Below are 19,000 nucleotides of genomic sequence, written 5' to 3' on the forward strand. Positions count from 1 at the left end.
TTCATAACGTTATGGCCCCGCACGGATCTATCCTTAGACCCGAACAGCGTTGTTGCCGCCACGCAACCTTGCAGGCATTTAACGTTCTCATAAGCGCCATACGCCCATGCTGGTGCTTAATCGCCATTCACAGGACCGCCTGATGCCCTACCGCCCCAACAGAAGAACTTTCGTTAAAAGCATCGCCGCGTTTGGCGCGGTGGGCTGCACCGGCTTGTGGCGCACCCCGGGTTGGGCAGCGCTCGGCCCAGCTGGCGAGTTGGCGGAGCTCAGTGGCGAGCACTTCGAACTGGTGATCGACCAGCGCCAGGTCATGCTCGGCGGCCAGGCGCGCAGCGCGCAGACTATCAACGGCGGGCTGCCTGGCCCGCTGCTGCGCTGGCGCGAAGGGGACACTGTCACGCTCAAGGTGCATAACCGCCTCAGCGAGCCGACCTCGCTGCACTGGCATGGCATCCTGCTGCCGGCCAACATGGACGGCGTGCCGGGCTTGAGCTTCCATGGCATCGCCCCGGGCGAAACCTACGAATACCGCTTCAAGGTCCGCCAGCACGGGACCTACTGGTACCACAGCCATTCGGGGTTCCAAGAGCAGACCGGCGTCTATGGCCCCCTGGTGATCGAGCCCCGGGAACCTGCGCCAACGCCGATGCGCGAGCACGTGCTGATGCTTACGGATTGGACCGACGAAAGCCCGGAGCGGATCTTTGCCCGGCTCAAGAAGGAGCCTGGTTACTACAACCAGAACCCGCGCACCCTCGGTACCTTCATTCACGACGCAGGCGTTCAGGGGCTGGGCGCTACGCTGCGTGAGCGCTGGATGTGGGCGCGCATGCGAATGGACCCCACCGACCTCGCCGACGTCACCGGCCAGGCCTACACCTACCTGGTGAACGGGCGTGCGCCGGACGACAACTTCAATTGCCTGTTTACCCCTGGCGAGCCGCTGCGCTTGCGCTTCATCAACGGCTCGGCGATGACCTACTTCGATGTGCGCATCCCCGGCCTGAAGATGACCGTGGTCGCCGCGGATGGCCAGCCCGTGCAGCCGGTGAGCGTGGACGAGTTCCGCCTGGCCGTGGCCGAAACCCTCGACGTGGAGGTGCGGCCGGAGGCGGAAGGGCCCTACACGGTGTTCGCCCAGGCCATGGACCGCAGCGGCTATGCCCGGGCCACCCTTGGCACCCGCCCCGGCGTGGCCGCGGCGGTGCCCGCCCTGGATGCGCCGGTGGCGGTGAGCATGGCTGACCTGGGCATGGGCCACAGCGAGCACGGCGGTATGCCCGGCATGGACATGAAGGGCATGGATATGGAGGGGATGGACATGAAGGGCATGGACATGCCCCAGGCGCCAGCGACTCATCACCCGGCCAGCGAAAGCGGCAACCCGCTGGTGGACATGCAAGTCACGGCGCCGACGGCCCGCCTGGCTGATCCCGGGATCGGCCTTCGCGACAACGGCCGCCGGGTGCTGACCTACGCCGACCTGCGCAGCACCTTCAGCGACCCCGACGGGCGCGAGCCCAGCCGGGAATTGGAGCTGCACCTCACCGGGCACATGGACAAATACGTGTGGGCGTTCGACGGCGTGAAGTTCGCCGACGCCGAGCCCATCCGGCTCAAGTATGGGGAGCGGGTGCGCATCACCCTGGTCAACGACACCATGATGGCCCACCCCATCCACCTGCACGGCATGTGGAGTGACCTTGAGGATGAACACGGGCGCTTCCTGGTGCGCAAGCACACCATCGACGTGCCCCCCGGTACCCGCCGCAGCTACCGGGTAAGCGCCGACGCCCTGGGCCGCTGGGCGTATCACTGCCATATGCTTTACCACATGGAAGCGGGCATGTTCCGCGAGGTACGTGTCGATGAATAAGCCCGCCGTTTTGTTGCTACTCGGCCTTTGCGCCGGCCACGCCCTGGCCGCTGAAAACGCTCCCATGCCCGGGATGGACCACGGCAGCATGGAGGGCATGGAGGGCATGGAGGGCATGAATCACGGCGCCATGAACGGCATGAGCCACGGCAGCATGGCCGCTCCGGCGCCTGCCGGCCCCCCGCCCTTGCCGGCGCCTACCGCGGCGGAGCGCGCCGCCGCCTTCCCTGATGTTTCGGGCCACGCACTGCACGACAGCGACCTGCGTGCCTATTGGCTGTTCGATCGCCTGGAGTACCAGAAAGCCGACGAGGGGACCGCCTTGGCGTGGGACGCCGAGGGCTGGGTAGGCGGCGATACAGACCGGTTGTGGTTGCGTTCCCAGGGCGAACGCACCAATGGCCACACCGAGAACGCCGAGTTGCAAGCGCTGTACGGCCACGCGGTAAGCCCTTGGTGGACGCTGCTCGGTGGTGTGCGCCAGGACTTCAAGCCCGAAAGCCCACAAACCTGGGCGGCCTTTGGCGTGCAGGGCGAGCCATTGGCGGACCTGGACACCGAAGCCACCCTTTACCTGGGCGAAAACCATCAGTCGTCCCTGCGGCTGGAAGGCGAATACGACCTGGCGATCACCAATTCGCTGGTGCTCCAGCCGCGGATGGAGGCGAACTTCTTCACCCGCAACGATCCGGTACGCCAGCAAGGCGCGGGCTTGTCCACCCTCGAGGCAGGCCTGCGCCTGCGCTACGAGATCATCCCGGAGGTGGCGCCCTATATCGGCGTGAACTGGACCAAAAGCTACGGCCGCACCGCCGACTACGCACGCGACGAAGGCGACGACGTGGAGGAGGGTCGTTTGGTCGTGGGCGTGCGCCTGTGGTACTGACCGCGCAGGGGGCTGAGCGCCAGCCCCGCGTTCACCTCTGCGGCGGCTCGCCAAGAATGGTGTAGGCCAGGCGCACACGTTCGGCGTTGGGGTAGTTCTTGTTTGCCAGGATCACCACCGCCTGCTGTTTCGAAGGGATAAAGGCAACGTAGGCACCGAAACCCCCGGTAGCGCCGGTCTTGTTGAACCAGGCGTTGTCCTGTGCCGGCAGCGCAGGTACCTGTTCCACCGCGGGTACGCTTTCGTAGGCCATGCGGTCGCTGTTGCCCTCTAGCAGGGCCTGGAGCGGCACGGGGTAATCGTAGTGTTCCCAGATCAGGTCCTGGGTGAAGGGGCCGCTTTTGAAGTAGCCCCTGTGGGTAGCCATCACCGCCTCCCTCAGCGGCGCGCCGGCAGGCTGCGGCCATTGGCCCAGGTTGGCTTCGATAAAACGCAGCAAGTCCTGGGCAGTGGTTTTCACACCGTACGCCTGCGCGGCGAGCATCCCTGGTGCCAACCGTACCGGCGCATCGTCCTTGTTGTACCCCTGGGCGTAACGCCCCGCTTCACTGGCGGGAACGTCCAGGTAGGTGGACGTGAGCCCCAGTGGCGAGAACACCGATTGCTGCATCGCCTGCTCGAACGGTAGCTGCAGGCTTTTCGCGGCGATGACCCCGAGCAAACCGATGCTTGGGTTGGCATAGGTGCGGTGCGTGCCTGTGGGGTATTGCGGCGCCCAGGCGCGGAAATAATCCATCAGTTGGGCCTGGTTCTGGATGTCGTCCGGCACTTGCAGCGGGAAGCCCCCAGCGGTGTGCGTGCCCAGGTTCAACAAGCGGACCTGGCCGAGTGGCCGGCCAGCCAGCTCAGGCAGGTAAGCGCTGATCGGGTCGGTTAGCGAAAGCTGCCCCTGGGCCTGCGCGTAGGTGGCGAGGGTGGCAGTGAAGGTTTTGCTGATCGAGCCGATTTCAAACAGGGTGCGTGGCGTTACCGGCTGGCCGGTTTCCTTGGAAGCCACGCCGTAGCTAAAAAAGGACTGTTTGCCGTGGTCGCTGACGGCGATGACCATGCCCGGAATGTGATGGCGCGCCATGACGGCGCGAACGGCAGGTTCCACGGCAGATGGCAGCGGTGCCTGCGGAGGGCTTTGACCCGCAAGGGCGGCTTGGGCCATCAAGCCTGCCATGGCCACGAGGTTGATCAGGCCGCATCGCTGCAAGCGTGAGGAGGGGGAAGAGCGTTGCATCAAGCGTTCCCTGTCTTGGCTAAGGAGCCGGGAAGGGTATCAATGATGGAAATCAGGGCCTATCCCACAATTGCACCACTGGGCGCGCTGTGCTGGCTAGAGAAGGCTAGGCGGGCAACCCCAACCCGGGGTTAGAGGGCTCGGGGCGGAAACGCTTGAACGGTGCTATTTGCCTGGCCGGCCAGCGAGTGCTGGCCGGCAGGCTTCCGCGGTTTTAGTGCTTGGTCTGCAACTCGTAATAAGTCACGCGGCCGCCTTCGGTGGCGTAGCCGCTGTGGTCCAGGGTGTAGTTGCCGGCCTTGAAGAAGAACTGGTAGGTCTTCCACTTGCTGTCGATGGTCGCTTGGGTGGCCACGCCATTGATGATGGCGGTCACCACACCGGTGTTGTTCATCTGGATGCTGTAGGTGAACGGCGTGCCCAGCGGAACGTTCTTGAGGGTGTAGATGATCGGCGACTTATCGTCCCCTGGCTTCTTGCGCCAAGTGATGTCCACGTTGCCAGCGCCCTTGGCCCAGCGATATTGAAGTTTGAGCAAGGGAGAGTCCGCGTCCTTGGCGTGGATCTGCGCCACGACGACTTTCCCCTCGGACGGCACCTGGTTGACCGCGACCTTGCCGCTGATCATGTTGGTCCCGCTGTTCCAGGTCCAGTTACGCTGGCTGCCGCTTTTGCTCACTTCGCGCATTTCGCTGCGCGGATAGTGGCTGCTGCCGGAGTGGGAACCCGTTACCGGCGCCCACAGCACCAGGCCGGTGCCGGTGTTCTGGAAATAGGGGTCGGAGAAGCCGGTCAGCTTGGCTGCCGGAACTTCCTGGGCGGGGCTGCCGATGGGGAGGATAAGGTCCCAGGTGCTCAAATCGATCATGATGGTGGTCCGCAAAAATAGGATAGGGTCTGGGCTCCTTGCCAAGGTCTGTAACCCGGCTATCCGCAGGTGCGGGCATACCTTTAGAACCGTTCGGCGGCTTGGCACAGTGCCATGATGCCTACGCCGCTCGGGTTACTGGCAAAGCCAGGCGGCAGTACTACCCTCACTTCCACCCCGCTATTTCGCTTCGGATCTGCCTGAGACGCGGCGCCATTAAAAGGCCAGCTCATGCCCTGCATGAGGGGTATCATTTGCCGCCGGATACCAAGTGAGGGATCACTATGCGCGACAGAACAGCCGCTACCGAACCGCAATACACGGCCGAGCACAAACGGGTGCAGCAGCGCCGCGAGCAGCTGGGCCTGCCCACCGAGGGCAAGCGCTGGGCGTTGGCGTTGTCTGGCGGCGGGATTCGTAGCGCAACCTTCTCCTTGGGCGTGCTGCAGGCGATGGCCCGCGCGCCGGTGCCGCCTGCCCGCGCCGGGGGGCCAGAGAGCAGCCCGGTGGACGTGCCAGCTGGCAACCTGCTGGCGCATTTCGATTACCTGTCCACGGTCAGCGGGGGCGGTTACATCGGCGCCTTCTTCACCAGCCTGTTCATCCCCGACCGCCTGCGCCAACGGGAGCAGGGCAAGGGCGACGACAGCCTGCACCCCTCACAGACGCCTAAGGCGGCGGCTGAGCAGGCGTACGAGGTGCTCAAGTACGAACCCCCGGAACGCATTCATTCTTCCGCCGACTACGCCCGCGGCCCGGTAGGGCGAGGGCCGCTGGGCTGGCTGCGAGAAAACGGCCGCTACCTGGCCCCCGCCGGGGCCGGCGATGTGTTCTATGTGCTGGCGACCACCTTGCGCAATCTGCTCTCGGTGCACTTCGTGATCGGCATGCCCCTGCTCAGCCTGCTGGCGCTGGTGTCATTGCTCAAGCTGGGGCTGGCGGATCATTTCTGGCCGGGCGCCGTGGCAGCGCTGGCGGCGGGGCCGCTGGAAACCACGCTGTGGTGGTTGCCCTTGCTGTGGTTGCTGGTAGGTACCTTGCCGTTATTGATCGCCTACTGGTTGGGGGTAGCGCGAACCAGCCAGGGCGATCCGGCAAAGCTGGTGAACGTGAGCAGCGTGACCATGGCCGTGGTTGCCAGCGTGGTCACCCTGGTGCCGCTGTGCGTGCGGTGGTTCTCGGTCGCGCTGCCCAGAAGCTTCTTGGTGGTGCTGAGCGTGGCGGCCCTGGTGCTGTGGCTGGCGCTGGTGGCGTTCATCTGGGTTGCCTCGACGTTGCCGAGGCGGGCCGGCAACGATGGCGCCGACAACAGCGTGCGCAACTATCGCATCCAGGTTACCCGCAGGCTCTCCGGGCACATCATCGTGTTGCTGGGGTTGATGTTGCTGGCGGCCCTGGACAGCCTTACCGGCGAGCTGTACCAGGCGCTGGCGGCAGCGAAGCTGTCGCAACTGAGCATGGTCAGCCTTGGCCCGCTGTTGATCGCCCTGGTCCGGCTGGTGGTGAAGTTCAGCGACGGCAACACCCTGCCGCGCTGGATCAGCAAGCTGCCGCTGAGCGTGATCGCCGGCGTGGCGGGGGTTGCGACCTTGCTCTTTGTGGCCCTGCTGTGGGACCTGCTGGTGTATTGGGTGCAGGCCAGCGCGCTGGTGTATGGGGCCGCGACCGCTGTGTATTGCCTTGCGGCGCTGGCACTCGGCGCCTTTGCGCTGGCGGTGTGCACCGGGCAGTTCATGGGGTTCATCAACCTGTCATCCTTGCAGAGCTTCTATGCCAGCCGGCTGGCACGCACGTACCTGGGGGCGTCCAACGGGTTGCGCTTTCGCTACGCAGGCAGGCGCGGCAACCCGATGCTGAGCGTAGTCGACGCAATCAAGGACGACGACATTCAACTGGCGCAGCTGTATTCGGCCACGTGCGCGCCGCTGCACTTGATCAACGTGACCCTCAATATCACCGTCGACCCTTCCGAACAGCTGGTGCAGCGTGATCGCAAGGGCAAGCCGTTGTGCGTGGCTCCGGGCATCCCTGGGGCGGCGGACGCCAGCGGCGCCAGCTTTATTCTCGATGGCGTGTATCGACCGCGCCTGCCACCCAAGCCCAGCCTCTGCGAACTGAACCAGCCGATGAGTGTGTCCTACTGGATAGGCACCTCTGGCGCCGCACTGACCACCGGCCTGGGGCGCGCCACCAGCCTGGGTACCTCGCTGGCGCTGGGCCTGGCCAACGTGCGGCTGGGCACCTGGTGGCCGAGCGCGTTCGCCGAGTGGGCCGCTGGCGGGGGCACCATTGGCCCGGGCGACGCACCGATGCACAAAAGCCTGTCGTTGAGTTTTTCGCGAAGCTTCAAGACGCAAACCTACTTGTTATACGAAATGACCGCGCACTTTCATGGCTTGCGCCGCGAATACCAGTACCTGTCCGACGGTGGCCATTTCGAGAACACCGCCGTGTACGAGCTGTTGCGGCCGCGGCGCGAGATCGAGCTGATCGTGGCATGCGACAACGGCTGCGACCCCGCCTGCCGCTTCGATGACCTGGCCAACCTGGTGCGCCTGGCACGCATCGACCAGGGTGTGGAGCTGGAGGTCGACACCCGCGTGCGCGACCACGCCATACTCGCGCCGTATTTCGCGCATCCGGAAGACTTCGCCGAGCCCGTGCAAGGCCCTGACCGCCGCTGCGCAGTGCTGCTCAATGCCTGGCACGTGGACAGCAACGAGCGCCGGCACCTGCAGGCGCGGGTGCTGTTGCTCAAGCCGCGGCTGATCAGCGGCCTGCCGGTGGACGTGACTAATTACGCGGCCCTGACGCCGAGCTTTCCGAACGAAAGCACCGCTAATCAATTCTTCGATGAAGCGCAATTCGAAAGTTACCGCCAGCTTGGCCTGCACATTGGCCAGGCGCTGTTCGGTAGCCGCGGCGACGCACAGCATTCGGTGGCCAAGGCGTTGTGGGAGTACCTGGAAGCGCCGTTGTAGGCGGCGGGTTCGGCTGTTCGGGGCCGGAAGGTTCCCGGGCTTTGCCCGGGCCACAGCGCCTGGCGTCGATCAGGGGTCTGTGGGAATAGGCCACACCTGCAAAAGCACACTCATAGGCCGCTGGTTCGTTGCTGGTGCCCCGGTATTCCCGAGCTTCGGCCCGCTCCGTAGGGCAAGGCGCAACGCCGGGCTGTACATCGCCATGCCCGACGGCATAATCGCTTCCCCCCTGCCAGTTGGAAGTTCGTTATGCAAGTTGGTAAACCCGTGGATGGCCGTGCCGTGGGCCTGATGACTGTCCTGTGCGCCATCTGGGGTTTTCAGCAGATCACCCTGAAGGCCGCCGCAGCGGACATTGCCCCGGTGTTCCAGCTCGCCTTGCGTTCAGGTGGCGCGGCGCTGCTGGTGCTGCTGTTGATGTGCCTGCGCCGGGAGCGCCCGCAGGTCGCCCAGGGCTTGTGGCGCCCTGGTTTGGCCGTAGGCGTGCTGTTCGCATTGGAGTTTCTGCTGGTGGGGGAGGGCCTGAAACACACCACCGCCTCGCACATGGTGGTGTTCCTCTACACCGCGCCGATCTTCGCCGCGCTGGGGCTGCATTACTTTCTGCCCCATGAGCGGCTGACCGCGGTGCAATGGCTGGGCATCCTCATCGCTTTTGCCGGCACCGCCGCCGCGTTTTCCGCCAAGCTGTTCGAGGCCGGCGGTAGCCAGCAGCTGTTCGGCGACGCCCTGGGCCTGCTCGCCGCCATCGCCTGGGCCGCTACCACGGTCACTGCGCGGTGCACCCGCCTGGCCACCGCCGGCACCACCCAAGTGCTGCTCTACCAACTGGTGGGCGCCTTTGTGCTGTTGCTAGGCGCCAGCGTGCTCACCGGCCAGGCGCATCTGAACCCCACTCCCGTTGCCTTGGCCAGCATCGCGTTTCAGACCCTGGTGGTGTCCTTCGGCAGTTTTCTCGTGTGGTTCTGGCTGCTGGGCCATTACCTGGCGTCGCGGGTGGGGGTGCTCTCGTTCATGACGCCGTTGTTCGGTGTGGTGTTCGGGGTGGTGCTGTTGGGCGAGCCGCTGGAACCCCCGTTCATTGTCGGCGCGCTGTTGGTGATGGCCGGGATTTTACTGGTGAGTGGCCATGAGTACCTGCGCGGGCGGCTGCGCCACAGGGCGGTTTAACCACCCCGCTCGGTAAAACGCCGACCTTCGGTGAGGTCCGAGTGGCGCCAGGCCCTGTAGCCGAGCGCGTTTTGAGTGGCTCAGCGCGGGCGCACCCCTTCGTAGGCGTCCTGCAGCAGCTGGCGGATGCCAGCCGCTTCGATGGGGCGCGGGTTCCAGTAGGGGTTGGAGAGGGCGATATCCGTTGCCCGGTCCAGGTCAGCCTCCGTCAGGCCCAGGTCCTTGAGCCGCGTGGGCGCGCCCAGTGAGCTGGACAGGTCGAACAATGCGCCTGCAGGGCTGCTGTCCGGCGCGTTCAACGCCCGGCAAATGCGGGCCAGGGCAGGGGCGGCGGCTTGGTTGTAGGCAATGGCATGGGGCAGCACGATGGTGTGGGTCTGGGCATGAGGCAGGTTGAAGCTGCCGCCGAGGGTGTGGCAAAGCTTGTGGTGCAGCGCCATGCCCACGTTGCCCAGCACGGTGCCGCACAGCCAGGCGCCATAGAGGCAGTCGGCACGGGCGTCGAGGTCGGCCGGGTTGTCCCGGATAGTCTTCATTCCTTCGGCCAGCGCTCGAATGCCTTCTTCGGCCATAAGCGACATCACCGGGTTGCCGTCTTGGGCGTACAGCCCCTCGGCCGCATGGGCGATGGCATTCATGCCGCTGGTGATGGACAGTTCGATCGGCAGGCTCACGGTGAGCTCCGGATCGTAGATAACCGTTTTAGGTAGCACCCGCGGATCCTTGCCGGTGCGCTTGAGGCCGTTCTCGGTAAGCCCGAACACCGGCGTCATCTCCGAACCGGCATAGGTGGTCGGGATCGCCAGGATGGGCAGCCCGGAATCCATCGCAATGGCCTTGCCAAGCCCAGTGGTCGAACCGCCCCCGATGGCCACCGCGCAGTCCGCGCCCAGTTGGCGCGCCACTTCACGCGCTTCGCGCGCCGTTTCGATGGGCACGTGCATCACGGCCTTGGGGAAAATCCCGGCAGCGCGATCTCCAAGCAACCGGGCGATGTGCTCGGCCTGGGCGTGTTGCTCGGGCGTGCACAACACCAGCGCCCGCTTGGCACCGAGACGGTCGATTTCCGCTTCCAAGTGTTGCAGCGAGCCTTTGCCAAAGATGACGCGTGCCGGCTGGCCGTTATAGATGAACGCTGGCGTTGCCATGGGGCTGTTCTCCTGAGGTTGAAGCGGAGGAAGAGGCTCTGGGTTGTACCGAAGACGTATTCATGGGGCTTCGCAGCGGGAACGTCACTGCGCTCAGGCCGCGGTGCTGCTGGCCAGAACAAAGTCGAACGCCAGGGTGTAAAACGCGGCGGCCGCCGGCGCCCCTGCCACGTTAGTACCTGCCGGGTGCAATACCCAGTCGGCCACCAGCGATGAGCGCACGCCGAACACGGCATCCGAGTCCAGGTAGGGGTCGCCTTCGCGGAACACCTGCGTGGTCACGCGTTGGTAACCCGGTGCACTGACGGTGAACTCCAGGTGTGCCGGGCGCCAAGCATGGCGGTTGAGCGCTGCCAGCAGCTCGCTGACCGGGCCGTTCTCCGCCACGCACTGGCTGCGGGGCGCCGCCACACAAAAGTGGTACTGGCCGCGATCATCAGCCTGCAGCAGCGCATGGCGTGAGCCTTGGCCCTGCTCGGCGGGCACGTTCACTTCGATAGAGGCATACGCTATCGGTGCGCCCTGGGCATCTCGCACGGCGCCTTGCACGTACGCCTTGCTGCCTTCCTGGCCGGGGCTGAGGTCCGCGCCCAGGTCGTGCATCACCGCGGGTTCAGTGACGCCTGGCTGGAATGCCGCCGCCTCGGTGCACTCGGACGGCTTATCGTCGCTCTGGGCCAGCACCAAGGTAGATACCCCCAACACGTGCGAAAGCAACGCGAACTCCTGGCGTTGCGGCGAACAGGCCTTGCCGACCTGGCTCAGGAACTCGATACCCCGGTGCCATTCGGTTTCGGTCAGCCTGATGTCCCGGGCAAAACCATGCAGGTGTTGAACGAGGCTGGTCATGACTTCACACAGGCGCGCATCCGCTGTATTGCGATTGTTCGCCAGCACCGCTTGGGTAATGGTCGTTTCGTCCAAATTGCGCATCTGAGCTCCTCTGAAACTCCTGCGGGCCTATGGCGCAGCGCTTGCCCAGGCAGTGTCGGCAGCGCTGCCGTGCAGGCCCTGTTGGCGCACGTTATAGTTCCGAAAAGTGTAAGAAAAGGCCGTTCGCGGAATTCTTTATTTCATATATGAAAAAGTAGGAAGGGGGTGCACCTTGGATCGGCTTACCGAACTGGAACTGTTTGTGCTTACTGCAGAGGTAGGGACGTTAAGCAAGGCCGCGGAACTGCTGGGGTTGTCCAATGCCGCGGCAAGCCGCCACCTGGTGGCGCTGGAGCAACGGCTGAACACGCGGCTTATCGACCGCAACACGCGGCGCCTGGCGCTGACCAATTCTGGGCATCAGTTCTACACCAGTTGCAAAAGCCTTTTGGGTGAACTCAAAGAAGCCGAAGCCTCTTTGAGCGAGTCCTTGGTGCAGCCGGTGGGCACGCTCACCATCACATCGTCTATTTCGTTTTGCATGCTGCATATCGCGCCGTTGATCCCCGCGTTTCGCAAACAGTACCCGCACATCACGGTCAAGGTGCTAGGCGAGAACCGCTACTTCGAGATCATCGACAGCGAGATCGATCTGGCGATCAGAACACGAGAGTACGAACCCGATTCGAATATCACCATCCGCCGCCTGGCTGAAACACGCCGTGTGCTCGCAGCGTCGCCCGGCTACCTGCAACGCATGGGTACGCCTAAAACGATCGAGGACCTGGCCCGGCATGACCTGCTGATCTACAGCCATGCCAACCAGCCGCGGGTGATGCGCTTTACCAAGGGCCAGGAAGAGATTGCGCTCAAGGTAGATCCCATCCTTGAAACCAACGACGGGCAGATCGTGCGCGCAGCGGCCTTGGCGGGCGGAGGCATCCTGGTGCAGCCCAAGTACATCATCAACACGGACCTGGTCGCCGGGCGGCTGATCCCGGTGCTGGATGACTGGGACCTCCCGCGCCTGACCATCAACATGGCGTTCCAGAGCCGGCGCTACATGCCGGCCAAGCTGCGGGTGTTCATCGACTTCCTCTTGGCCGACTTCGCCCGGCACGACTACGAACGCCACTGGACGCGCTAGCGCAGTTTTCCACCAGCCGGAAAACACATTTGCCGTTTCAGCGTTTGTTTTCCAAATCAATCGCAGTAGTCTCACTTCCACTGAGCGTACCCATAACTTCAATAAAGGTTGACCTCATGCCGAAGGACCAAACCGCCAGCCGCGCGTCGTCGAAAATTCTTTGGCGTATCGCGGTCATCATCACCATGGGCTCGTTGGGGTTCGGGTACGACACCGGGGTCATTTCCGGCGCGCTGCCGTTCATGGCCCTCGATGCCAGCCAGGGAGGCTTGGGGCTCACACCTGTTTCCGAGGGCTTGGTGGCTTGTGCGTTGATCTTCGGCGGCGCCGTCGGCGCCCTTTTCGCAGGCCAACTCTCCGACCGCTACGGGCGCCTCGCCGTGCTCAAGGCCCTGGCGCTGCTGTTTGCCGTAGGTGCCCTGGGCACGGCAATGGCGCCTACGCTCTGGGCCATGGTCGCTACCCGCTTCGTGCTGGGGATCGCAGTAGGTGGTGCCTCCTCTACGGTCCCTGTGTTGATTGCCGAGCTGGCCGCGCCGCAGCATCGCGGCCGGTTGGTGTGCCAGAGCGAAGTGATGGTGGTGTCGGGTCAATGCCTGGCCTACATCGCCAGCGCAGGCTTGGCGCACCTGTTCGACAGCCCATTCATTTGGCGCTACATGCTGGCGATCGCATTGATCCCGGCCGCCTTGCTGTATATCGGCATGCACTTCGTGCCCTCGTCGCCACGCTGGCTGGTGGCCAAGGGGCGAGTCGCAGAGGCCAAAACCACGCTGTCTGGCATCCGCGACTCCTCACGCGAAGTTGATCATGAGCTCAAGGAAATCATCGCCCAATGCGATGTGGAGCGGCGCCACGGCGGGCTGTTCAACATCCTCAAGGAGCCGTGGCTGCTCAAGCTGCTGGGCATCGGCATCGGCCTGGGTTTCGTGTTGCAGTTCACCGGGGTCAATGCGTTTGTGTATTACACGCCGATGATCCTCAAGGAAACCGGCATGGGCACCAACGCGGCGCTGGTGGCCACCATCGGCAATGGCGTGGTGTCGGTGGTCGCTGCACTGATTGGCATGTGGGTGATCAACCGCATCGGCCGGCGCACCATGCTGTTGATGGGCCTGATGGTGGTAGTGCTGGCGCAGGTATTTCTCGGTGTGGTGCTCAACTTCCTTCCGCATTCGCTGGCGCAGAGCTACCTGGCCCTGGGCGGCGTGCTGGTGTTCCTGTTCTTCATGCAGATGTGCATCGGCCCGGTTTATTGGCTGCTGATGTCCGAGCTGTTCCCTACGCGCGCCAGGGGCCTGATGAATGGCATCTCGGTAAGCGTGTTCTGGGTGTTCAACGCCATCGTTGCCTTCCTCTTCCCGGTGCTGCTGAGCGAACTGGGCGGCATGACCTTCTTCCTTTTCGCCGTCATCAATATCGGCTCGATCCTCTTCTGCCTATTGTGGCTGCCGGAAACCAAGGGCCTGACCTTGGAGCAGATCGAGCAGCACATGGAACAGCGCCTCGGCGGGCGCAAATGGCAAGGCAACGAAGCCCCGGCTTATTGAATCAGGCCCTGGCGCTGGGCATCAGCGCCGGCATTCAAGAATAAAAAGCGAGGAGATACAGCCATGACTGCGCATCCGGAAATTGACACGCCCATTGGTGGCCTCTTCGAGGAAGAGCGCTCCGCCGAGATCGTCAACGCCCGCATCAGCGACACGGCAAACCCGCGGCTGCGCGAGGTGATGGCGGTGCTGACCCGGCACCTGCACGCGGCGATCAAGGAAATCGAACCTACCCATGAGGAGTGGTTCAAGGCGGTCGAATTCCTGACCCAGACCGGGCAGATGTGCACCGACTGGCGCCAGGAATACATTCTGCTGTCGGATGTGCTGGGGGCGACCATGCTGGTGGACGCGATCAACCATCGGCGGCCCCAGGGCGCCACGCCCAATACCATCCTCGGCCCTTTCTATGTGGCCGACGCCCCGCGCTACGAGAACGGCGCGAACATCTGCCTGGACGGCAAGGGCGAGCCGACCCTGGTCAGCGGGCGGGTGCTGGACACCAACGGCCGGCCCATCGCAGGCGCTACCCTGGACATCTGGCAGACCAACGACGATGGCTTCTACGACGTTCAGCAAAAAGGCGTACAGCCGGACTACAACCTGCGTGGGTTGTTCACCACCGATGAGCACGGCTGCTATGCGTTTCGCACGGTCAAGCCGCGGCATTACCCGATTCCCGCCGATGGCCCGGTGGGCAAGCTGCTGGGGCAGCTGGGCCGCCACCCCAACCGCGCCGCGCACCTGCACTTCATCGTGACCGCGCCGGGGTATGACCAGGTGATTACCCATATCTTCACGCCGGACTGCCCCTACCTGCACGAAGACACGGTATTTGGCGTGAAGAAGGAACTGATCGCCGAATTCACCACGCAGACCGACGCGGCCTCGGCCCAGCGCTACGACCTGCAAGTGCCTTTTTTAGCGGTGAACTGGGACTTCGTGCTTGCCCCGGCCTGATCCTCCGACCCCTTTGACTTCCGCCACCTGAAAAGTGATCGTCATGCCCGATAAAAGTGTTGAGCTACTTGCCGCGTACTGGACCCTTGCCGGTGACACTTACCCCGGCGCGCCGAGCGAAATCAGCTCGTTCACGCTGCAGGCACGGGCGGAGGCGGCGGCCCGGGCCGGCTGGCGCGGAATGGGCCTGGTGCACGCCGACCTGGCACATAACGTTGCTACGTTGGGGATCTCCACGGTGCGCAATATCTTCAAGGACAACGGCATCAAGCACCTTGAAGTGGAGTTCCTGGTGGACTGGCACCTAGATGGCGCTCGCCGCGCAGCGTCCGACAAGATGCGCGACGAGTTGCTCGAAGTGGCGGGGGAGCTTGGCGCCCGCAGCCTCAAGGTCGCCGGCGGATTGTTCGAAGAAGGCCCGCCCGATGTACCGCGCATGCGCGATGCATTCGCCGTGTTATGCGACCGCGCGCGGCCCTTTGGCGTGAACGTGGTGATTGAGTTCCTGCCGTTTTCCAGTGTGAACACCATCGACCGGGCCCTTGCCGTGACCGAGAACGTGCGCCCGAACGGCGGCTTGCTGATCGATACCTGGCACGTAGCGCGAGGCGGCATGAGCTTCGATGAGATCGCCAAGATCCCGCTCGAGCTGATCAAGTCCATCGAACTGGACGACGCCAACCATGCCATCGTCGAGTCCCTGTTCAACGACTCCACCCACCACCGCAAGTGCTGCGGCGAGGGCGAGCTGGATGTGCCGGGTTTTATCCAGCAGGTGGTCGATGTGGGGTATCGCGGGCCATGGGGCGTGGAGCTGATCAGCGCCGAGCTGCGCAAGCTGCCGCTGGAGGTGGCCGCCAAGCGAGCCTTCGACACCACCATCGCGCAATTCGAGAACGTGAATTTCAACGCTTGATGCTGCCCAAGCGACCTCGTTTGAAAACAACTAACAACAAGTCAGAGGAGCAATAACCATGGTAGGTATCGCAGTGCTCGGCGCCGGCCGTATCGGCAAGATCCACGCCGCCAACGTGGCGGCCAGCAAGTTCGCCAGGCTAGTGGTGGTGGCCGACCCGTTCGCCGAAGCCGCCGCCACGCTGGCCGATGAGCTCGGCGCGCAAGCCATGACTGACTGTGAAGCGGCCATCGACCGCCCTGATGTCGACGCCATCGTGATCGGCACGCCCACCCACACGCATATCCAGTTGATGCTGCATGCCGTGCGCCAGGGCAAGGCCGTGCTGTGCGAGAAGCCCATCGACCTGGACATGGCCAAGAGCCTGGCCGCAGTGGAGGAAGTCGAGCGGCTGAATGGCCGCGTAATGCTGGCCTTCAACCGCCGCTTCGAAACCACCTTCGCCCAGATGCGCGCGGCCATCGACGCCGGGGACATCGGCGAAGTGCGCCAGGTGATCATCAGCAGCCGCGATCCGGGGCTGGCCCCGGAGGGCTACATCGAGCATTCGGGCGGGATCTTCCGCGACATGACCATCCACGACCTGGACATCGGCCGTTGGCTGCTGGGCGAAGAGCCGGTGGAGCTGACCGCCATCGGCAGCCGGCTGATCGATGCGGCGATGATGGAAAAATACGACGACTACGATACGGCGATGGTGCAGATGCAAACCGGCTCGGGCAAGCAGTGCCATATCAACAACTGCCGCCAGGCGGTGTATGGGTACGACCAGCGCATCGAAGTGTTCGGCTCCAAGGGCATGCTGCAGATGGACAACCTGCGGCCCACCACCCTTCGGCGCTGGAGCCAGGACGCCACTGACGCCCGCGAGCCGTTGCTCAATTTCTTCCTCGAGCGTTACCAGCAAGCCTACAAGGCCGAACTCGATGCCTACATCGATGCGCTGGTAAACCACAAGCCCATGCCGACTACGGTGCAAGACGGCCTTCAGGCCCTGCGACTGGCGGACGCTGCGGTGGAATCGGTCAAGACCGGGCGCGCCGTCAGGCTCTGATGCACGCGCAATGCCCCGGATTCACGCATTTGAACACGGAGAATCATCATGCCTTACCTGCTTGAGCGTGGTACCACCCTCGGCGTGGCGTGCCTGGGGATCACCCACCCGCACACCTCGGGGCGCGTCAAGGCCTTCCAGCGCATGGCCGACGTGCAATTCCACGGCGCCTACGATGACAGCCCGTTGCTGGAACCCTTCTGCGATGCGCTGGGCTTGCAGGCCCGCAGCAAGGAAGAGATCCTCGCCGACCCCAACGTGCACGTGGTGCTGGTGCACCCCAAAAGCTACCTGATGGCCGACTGGGCCATCGAAGCACTGGAGGCGGGCAAGGCAGTGCTGTGCGAGAAGCCGGCCGGCCGCGGGACGCAAGACACCGTTCGTATCGTGGAGGCGGTAGAGCGCACCGGCGGTTTGTTCCAGGTGGGGTACTGCTGGCGCTACGCGCCCTCTGTGGAAAAAATGCAGGAAGTGCTGAAAAGCGGCGAGATCGGCAAAGTGCTGCAGGTCCGCGCCCATGCCGGTTGCTCCCACGACGAAGCCGACACCAACCATATGAAGCAGCCGGGCGACCGCGGCGGTGCGTTCTATGTGATCGGCTGCCATACCATCGACCGGATCCTGCTGCACTTCGGAAAACCCAAGTCGGTCAACGCGCGCATCACCAAGTTCGCCGGGCAGATGAGCGACTCTGCGCGCGAAGACGCCGTAGGTGCGGTGCTCAACTACGACGACAAACTGGTCACTATCGATTTTATGTCCTGGGACCCGATGCCCTGGACGGAAAGCTGGGACATCACCGCCTACGGCACCCATGGGGTGATGCATTCCACGCCCATGCCGGCGTCCTACAAGCTCTACCACGATGGCAAGAACGGCCATCAGCAGGGCTGGACGCACTGGAACGAAAACAGCTTTCCGGAGATATGGGCGGTGCGCAAAACCGTGTACTCCCCGGAAATCGCCGAGATCGGTAACCCGGTGTATTTCGACCGGGAGGCCGCGGCCTTCGTGAACTCGCTACGCACCGGCAGCCCCTCGACGGTGCCGGCCACCCAGGCCCACGACATCAACCTGATCCTCGAAGCGTTGTTCGAGTCCGCTGATGCCAATGGCCAGGAAGTCCACCTGGCGCGTTGAACCCCCGCTGTCGCGGTAAGCGAAACGACCTGCTCGGCCCTTGTTGAAGGGCCGAACGGGACCTTGCATCCCCAGCAAAACACCACAACAAGAAGAGGGCGTTATGCACACATTCATCAAGGTTGCCGCAGCGGTTGTGTTGGGCCTGGCCGTGAGCGCGTGTTCCAAAAGCGAAAGCAACACCAAGGGCACGATCGGCATTGCGATGCCTTCGAAAACCGAGGCCCGCTGGGTTTCCGATGGCAGCAATATCGTGGAGTCGTTGAAAAAGCTCGGCTACGACACCGATTTGCAATACGCCCAATACGAAGCGCCGACGCAGCTTTCGCAGATCGAAAACATGATGGTCAAGGGCATCAAGGGGCTGATCGTGGCGCCCATCGACGGCACCACCATGGCGGATGTGCTCAAGCAGGCCAAGGAGAAGGGCATCAAGGTCATCTCTTACGACCGGCTGATCCGCAACTCCAAAAACTTCGACTACTACGTCACCTTCGATAACTACCGCACCGGCGTGCTGCAGGGCCAATCCATCGTCGATGCGCTGGCGCTCAAGGAGGGCAAGGGGCCTTTCAACCTCGAGATCTTTGCCGGCTCCACCGACGACAACAACGCCTATGTGGTGTACGCCGGCGTGATGTCGCAACTCAAGCCTTACCTCGACAGCGGCAAGTTGGTGATCCGCAGCGGCCAGCAGACCATGGATAAAGTCGCCACGCCCAACTGGGACGGCGCGCAGGCCCAGGCGCGCATGGATAACCTGCTCAGCGCCTTCTATGGCACGGCGCACCTCGACGCGGTGCTGGCCATGAATGACCAGATTGCCACTGGCGTGGTGTCGTCGTTGCGCGGCGTGGGCTACGGCAGCGGCAAGGCGGCGATGCCGGTGGTCACTGGGCAGGACGCTGAAATCCCGGCGATCAAGGCGATCATCCGCGGCGACCAGGCCTCGACCGTGTTCAAGGACACCCGCGCGCTGGCGGGCGCCGCAGCCACCATGATGGATGCCACCCTGAGCGGCAAGGCGGTGGCCGTCAACGACAGCACGTCCTATGACAACGGTGCGATGGTCGTGCCTACCCAGCTGCTCACGCCCCAACTGGTCGATGGCAAGAACTGGCAGAAGGTGCTGGTGGACGACACCAAGTTCTATACCCCGGAACAGCTGCACTAGTCGTTCGCATCGGTTGCCGGCCCCGGCTT

General features: G+C 63.8%; 15 protein-coding genes. 11 read left to right on the plus strand and 4 right to left on the minus strand.

Annotated elements, in window-relative coordinates:
• Positions 1 to 142 precede the first annotated feature (142 nt).
• Both OGL93_RS01390 and OGL93_RS01395 read left to right on the plus strand, forming a co-directional pair.
• Complete coding sequence (locus OGL93_RS01390; protein ID WP_263260555.1) at positions 143 to 1,879, plus strand: copper resistance system multicopper oxidase; 1,737 nt, start codon at positions 143 to 145, stop codon at positions 1,877 to 1,879.
• Complete coding sequence (locus OGL93_RS01395) at positions 1,872 to 2,765, plus strand: copper resistance protein B (RefSeq protein WP_263260556.1); 894 nt, start codon at positions 1,872 to 1,874, stop codon at positions 2,763 to 2,765. Before OGL93_RS01390 ends, OGL93_RS01395 begins: the two co-directional genes overlap by 8 nt.
• 31 nt (positions 2,766 to 2,796) lie before the next feature.
• Here OGL93_RS01395 and ampC read toward each other — a convergent pair whose 3' ends face one another.
• Complete coding sequence (gene ampC / locus OGL93_RS01400; RefSeq protein ID WP_263260557.1) at positions 2,797 to 3,990, minus strand: class C beta-lactamase; 1,194 nt, start codon at positions 3,988 to 3,990, stop codon at positions 2,797 to 2,799.
• 214 nt (positions 3,991 to 4,204) lie between these two features.
• Positions 4,205 to 4,858, minus strand: a complete 654-nt coding sequence (locus OGL93_RS01405; RefSeq protein ID WP_263260558.1) for a polysaccharide lyase family 7 protein — start codon at positions 4,856 to 4,858, stop codon at positions 4,205 to 4,207.
• Positions 4,859 to 5,142: 284 nt separating this feature from the next.
• Between OGL93_RS01405 and OGL93_RS01410 the strand changes: the two genes are divergently transcribed.
• Both OGL93_RS01410 and OGL93_RS01415 read left to right on the plus strand, forming a co-directional pair.
• A complete protein-coding gene (locus OGL93_RS01410) occupies positions 5,143 to 7,839 on the plus strand; it encodes a patatin-like phospholipase family protein (protein WP_263260559.1) in 2,697 nt (898 codons plus the stop codon).
• A 249-nt stretch (positions 7,840 to 8,088) separates the two neighbouring features.
• Entirely contained in the window at positions 8,089 to 9,009 is a 921-nt protein-coding gene (locus OGL93_RS01415; protein ID WP_263260560.1) for a DMT family transporter, read from the plus strand.
• An 80-nt stretch (positions 9,010 to 9,089) separates the two neighbouring features.
• Here the strand turns inward: OGL93_RS01415 and OGL93_RS01420 are convergent, their stop codons facing one another.
• Positions 9,090 to 10,157, minus strand: a complete 1,068-nt coding sequence (locus tag OGL93_RS01420) for a maleylacetate reductase (protein WP_263260561.1) — start codon at positions 10,155 to 10,157, stop codon at positions 9,090 to 9,092.
• A gap of 93 nt (positions 10,158 to 10,250) precedes the next feature.
• Complete coding sequence (locus OGL93_RS01425; RefSeq protein ID WP_263260563.1) at positions 10,251 to 11,090, minus strand: dioxygenase; 840 nt, start codon at positions 11,088 to 11,090, stop codon at positions 10,251 to 10,253.
• Between the two features lie 172 nt (positions 11,091 to 11,262).
• Between OGL93_RS01425 and OGL93_RS01430 the strand changes: the two genes are divergently transcribed.
• The 7 genes from OGL93_RS01430 (at position 11,263) to chvE (ending at position 18,971) form a co-directional block, all read left to right on the plus strand.
• The gene (locus tag OGL93_RS01430) at positions 11,263 to 12,177 is read left to right on the plus strand and encodes a LysR family transcriptional regulator (protein WP_263260564.1); all 915 of its coding nucleotides are present in this window, start codon (positions 11,263 to 11,265) and stop codon (positions 12,175 to 12,177) included.
• A 116-nt stretch (positions 12,178 to 12,293) separates the two neighbouring features.
• A complete protein-coding gene (locus OGL93_RS01435) occupies positions 12,294 to 13,727 on the plus strand; it encodes a sugar porter family MFS transporter (protein ID WP_263260566.1) in 1,434 nt (477 codons plus the stop codon).
• Positions 13,728 to 13,790: 63 nt separating this feature from the next.
• Positions 13,791 to 14,687, plus strand: a complete 897-nt coding sequence (locus tag OGL93_RS01440) for an intradiol ring-cleavage dioxygenase (protein WP_263260567.1) — start codon at positions 13,791 to 13,793, stop codon at positions 14,685 to 14,687.
• Positions 14,688 to 14,730: 43 nt separating this feature from the next.
• A complete protein-coding gene (locus OGL93_RS01445; protein WP_263260569.1) occupies positions 14,731 to 15,603 on the plus strand; it encodes a sugar phosphate isomerase/epimerase in 873 nt (290 codons plus the stop codon).
• Positions 15,604 to 15,661: 58 nt separating this feature from the next.
• Positions 15,662 to 16,657 carry an inositol 2-dehydrogenase gene (gene iolG / locus OGL93_RS01450; protein WP_263260570.1) on the plus strand — a complete coding sequence of 332 codons (996 nt, stop codon included), beginning with the start codon at positions 15,662 to 15,664 and terminating at the stop codon, positions 16,655 to 16,657.
• A 48-nt stretch (positions 16,658 to 16,705) separates the two neighbouring features.
• Positions 16,706 to 17,797, plus strand: coding sequence for a Gfo/Idh/MocA family oxidoreductase (locus OGL93_RS01455; RefSeq protein ID WP_263260572.1), 1,092 nt, complete (start codon positions 16,706 to 16,708; stop codon positions 17,795 to 17,797).
• Positions 17,798 to 17,900: 103 nt separating this feature from the next.
• Positions 17,901 to 18,971, plus strand: coding sequence for a multiple monosaccharide ABC transporter substrate-binding protein (chvE, locus tag OGL93_RS01460; RefSeq protein WP_263260573.1), 1,071 nt, complete (start codon positions 17,901 to 17,903; stop codon positions 18,969 to 18,971).
• The last annotated feature ends 29 nt before the right edge of the window (positions 18,972 to 19,000 follow it).

Origin of the sequence: Pseudomonas sp. RIT-PI-S (genome assembly GCF_025642975.1) — a bacterium.
GTDB lineage: Bacteria > Pseudomonadota > Gammaproteobacteria > Pseudomonadales > Pseudomonadaceae > Aquipseudomonas.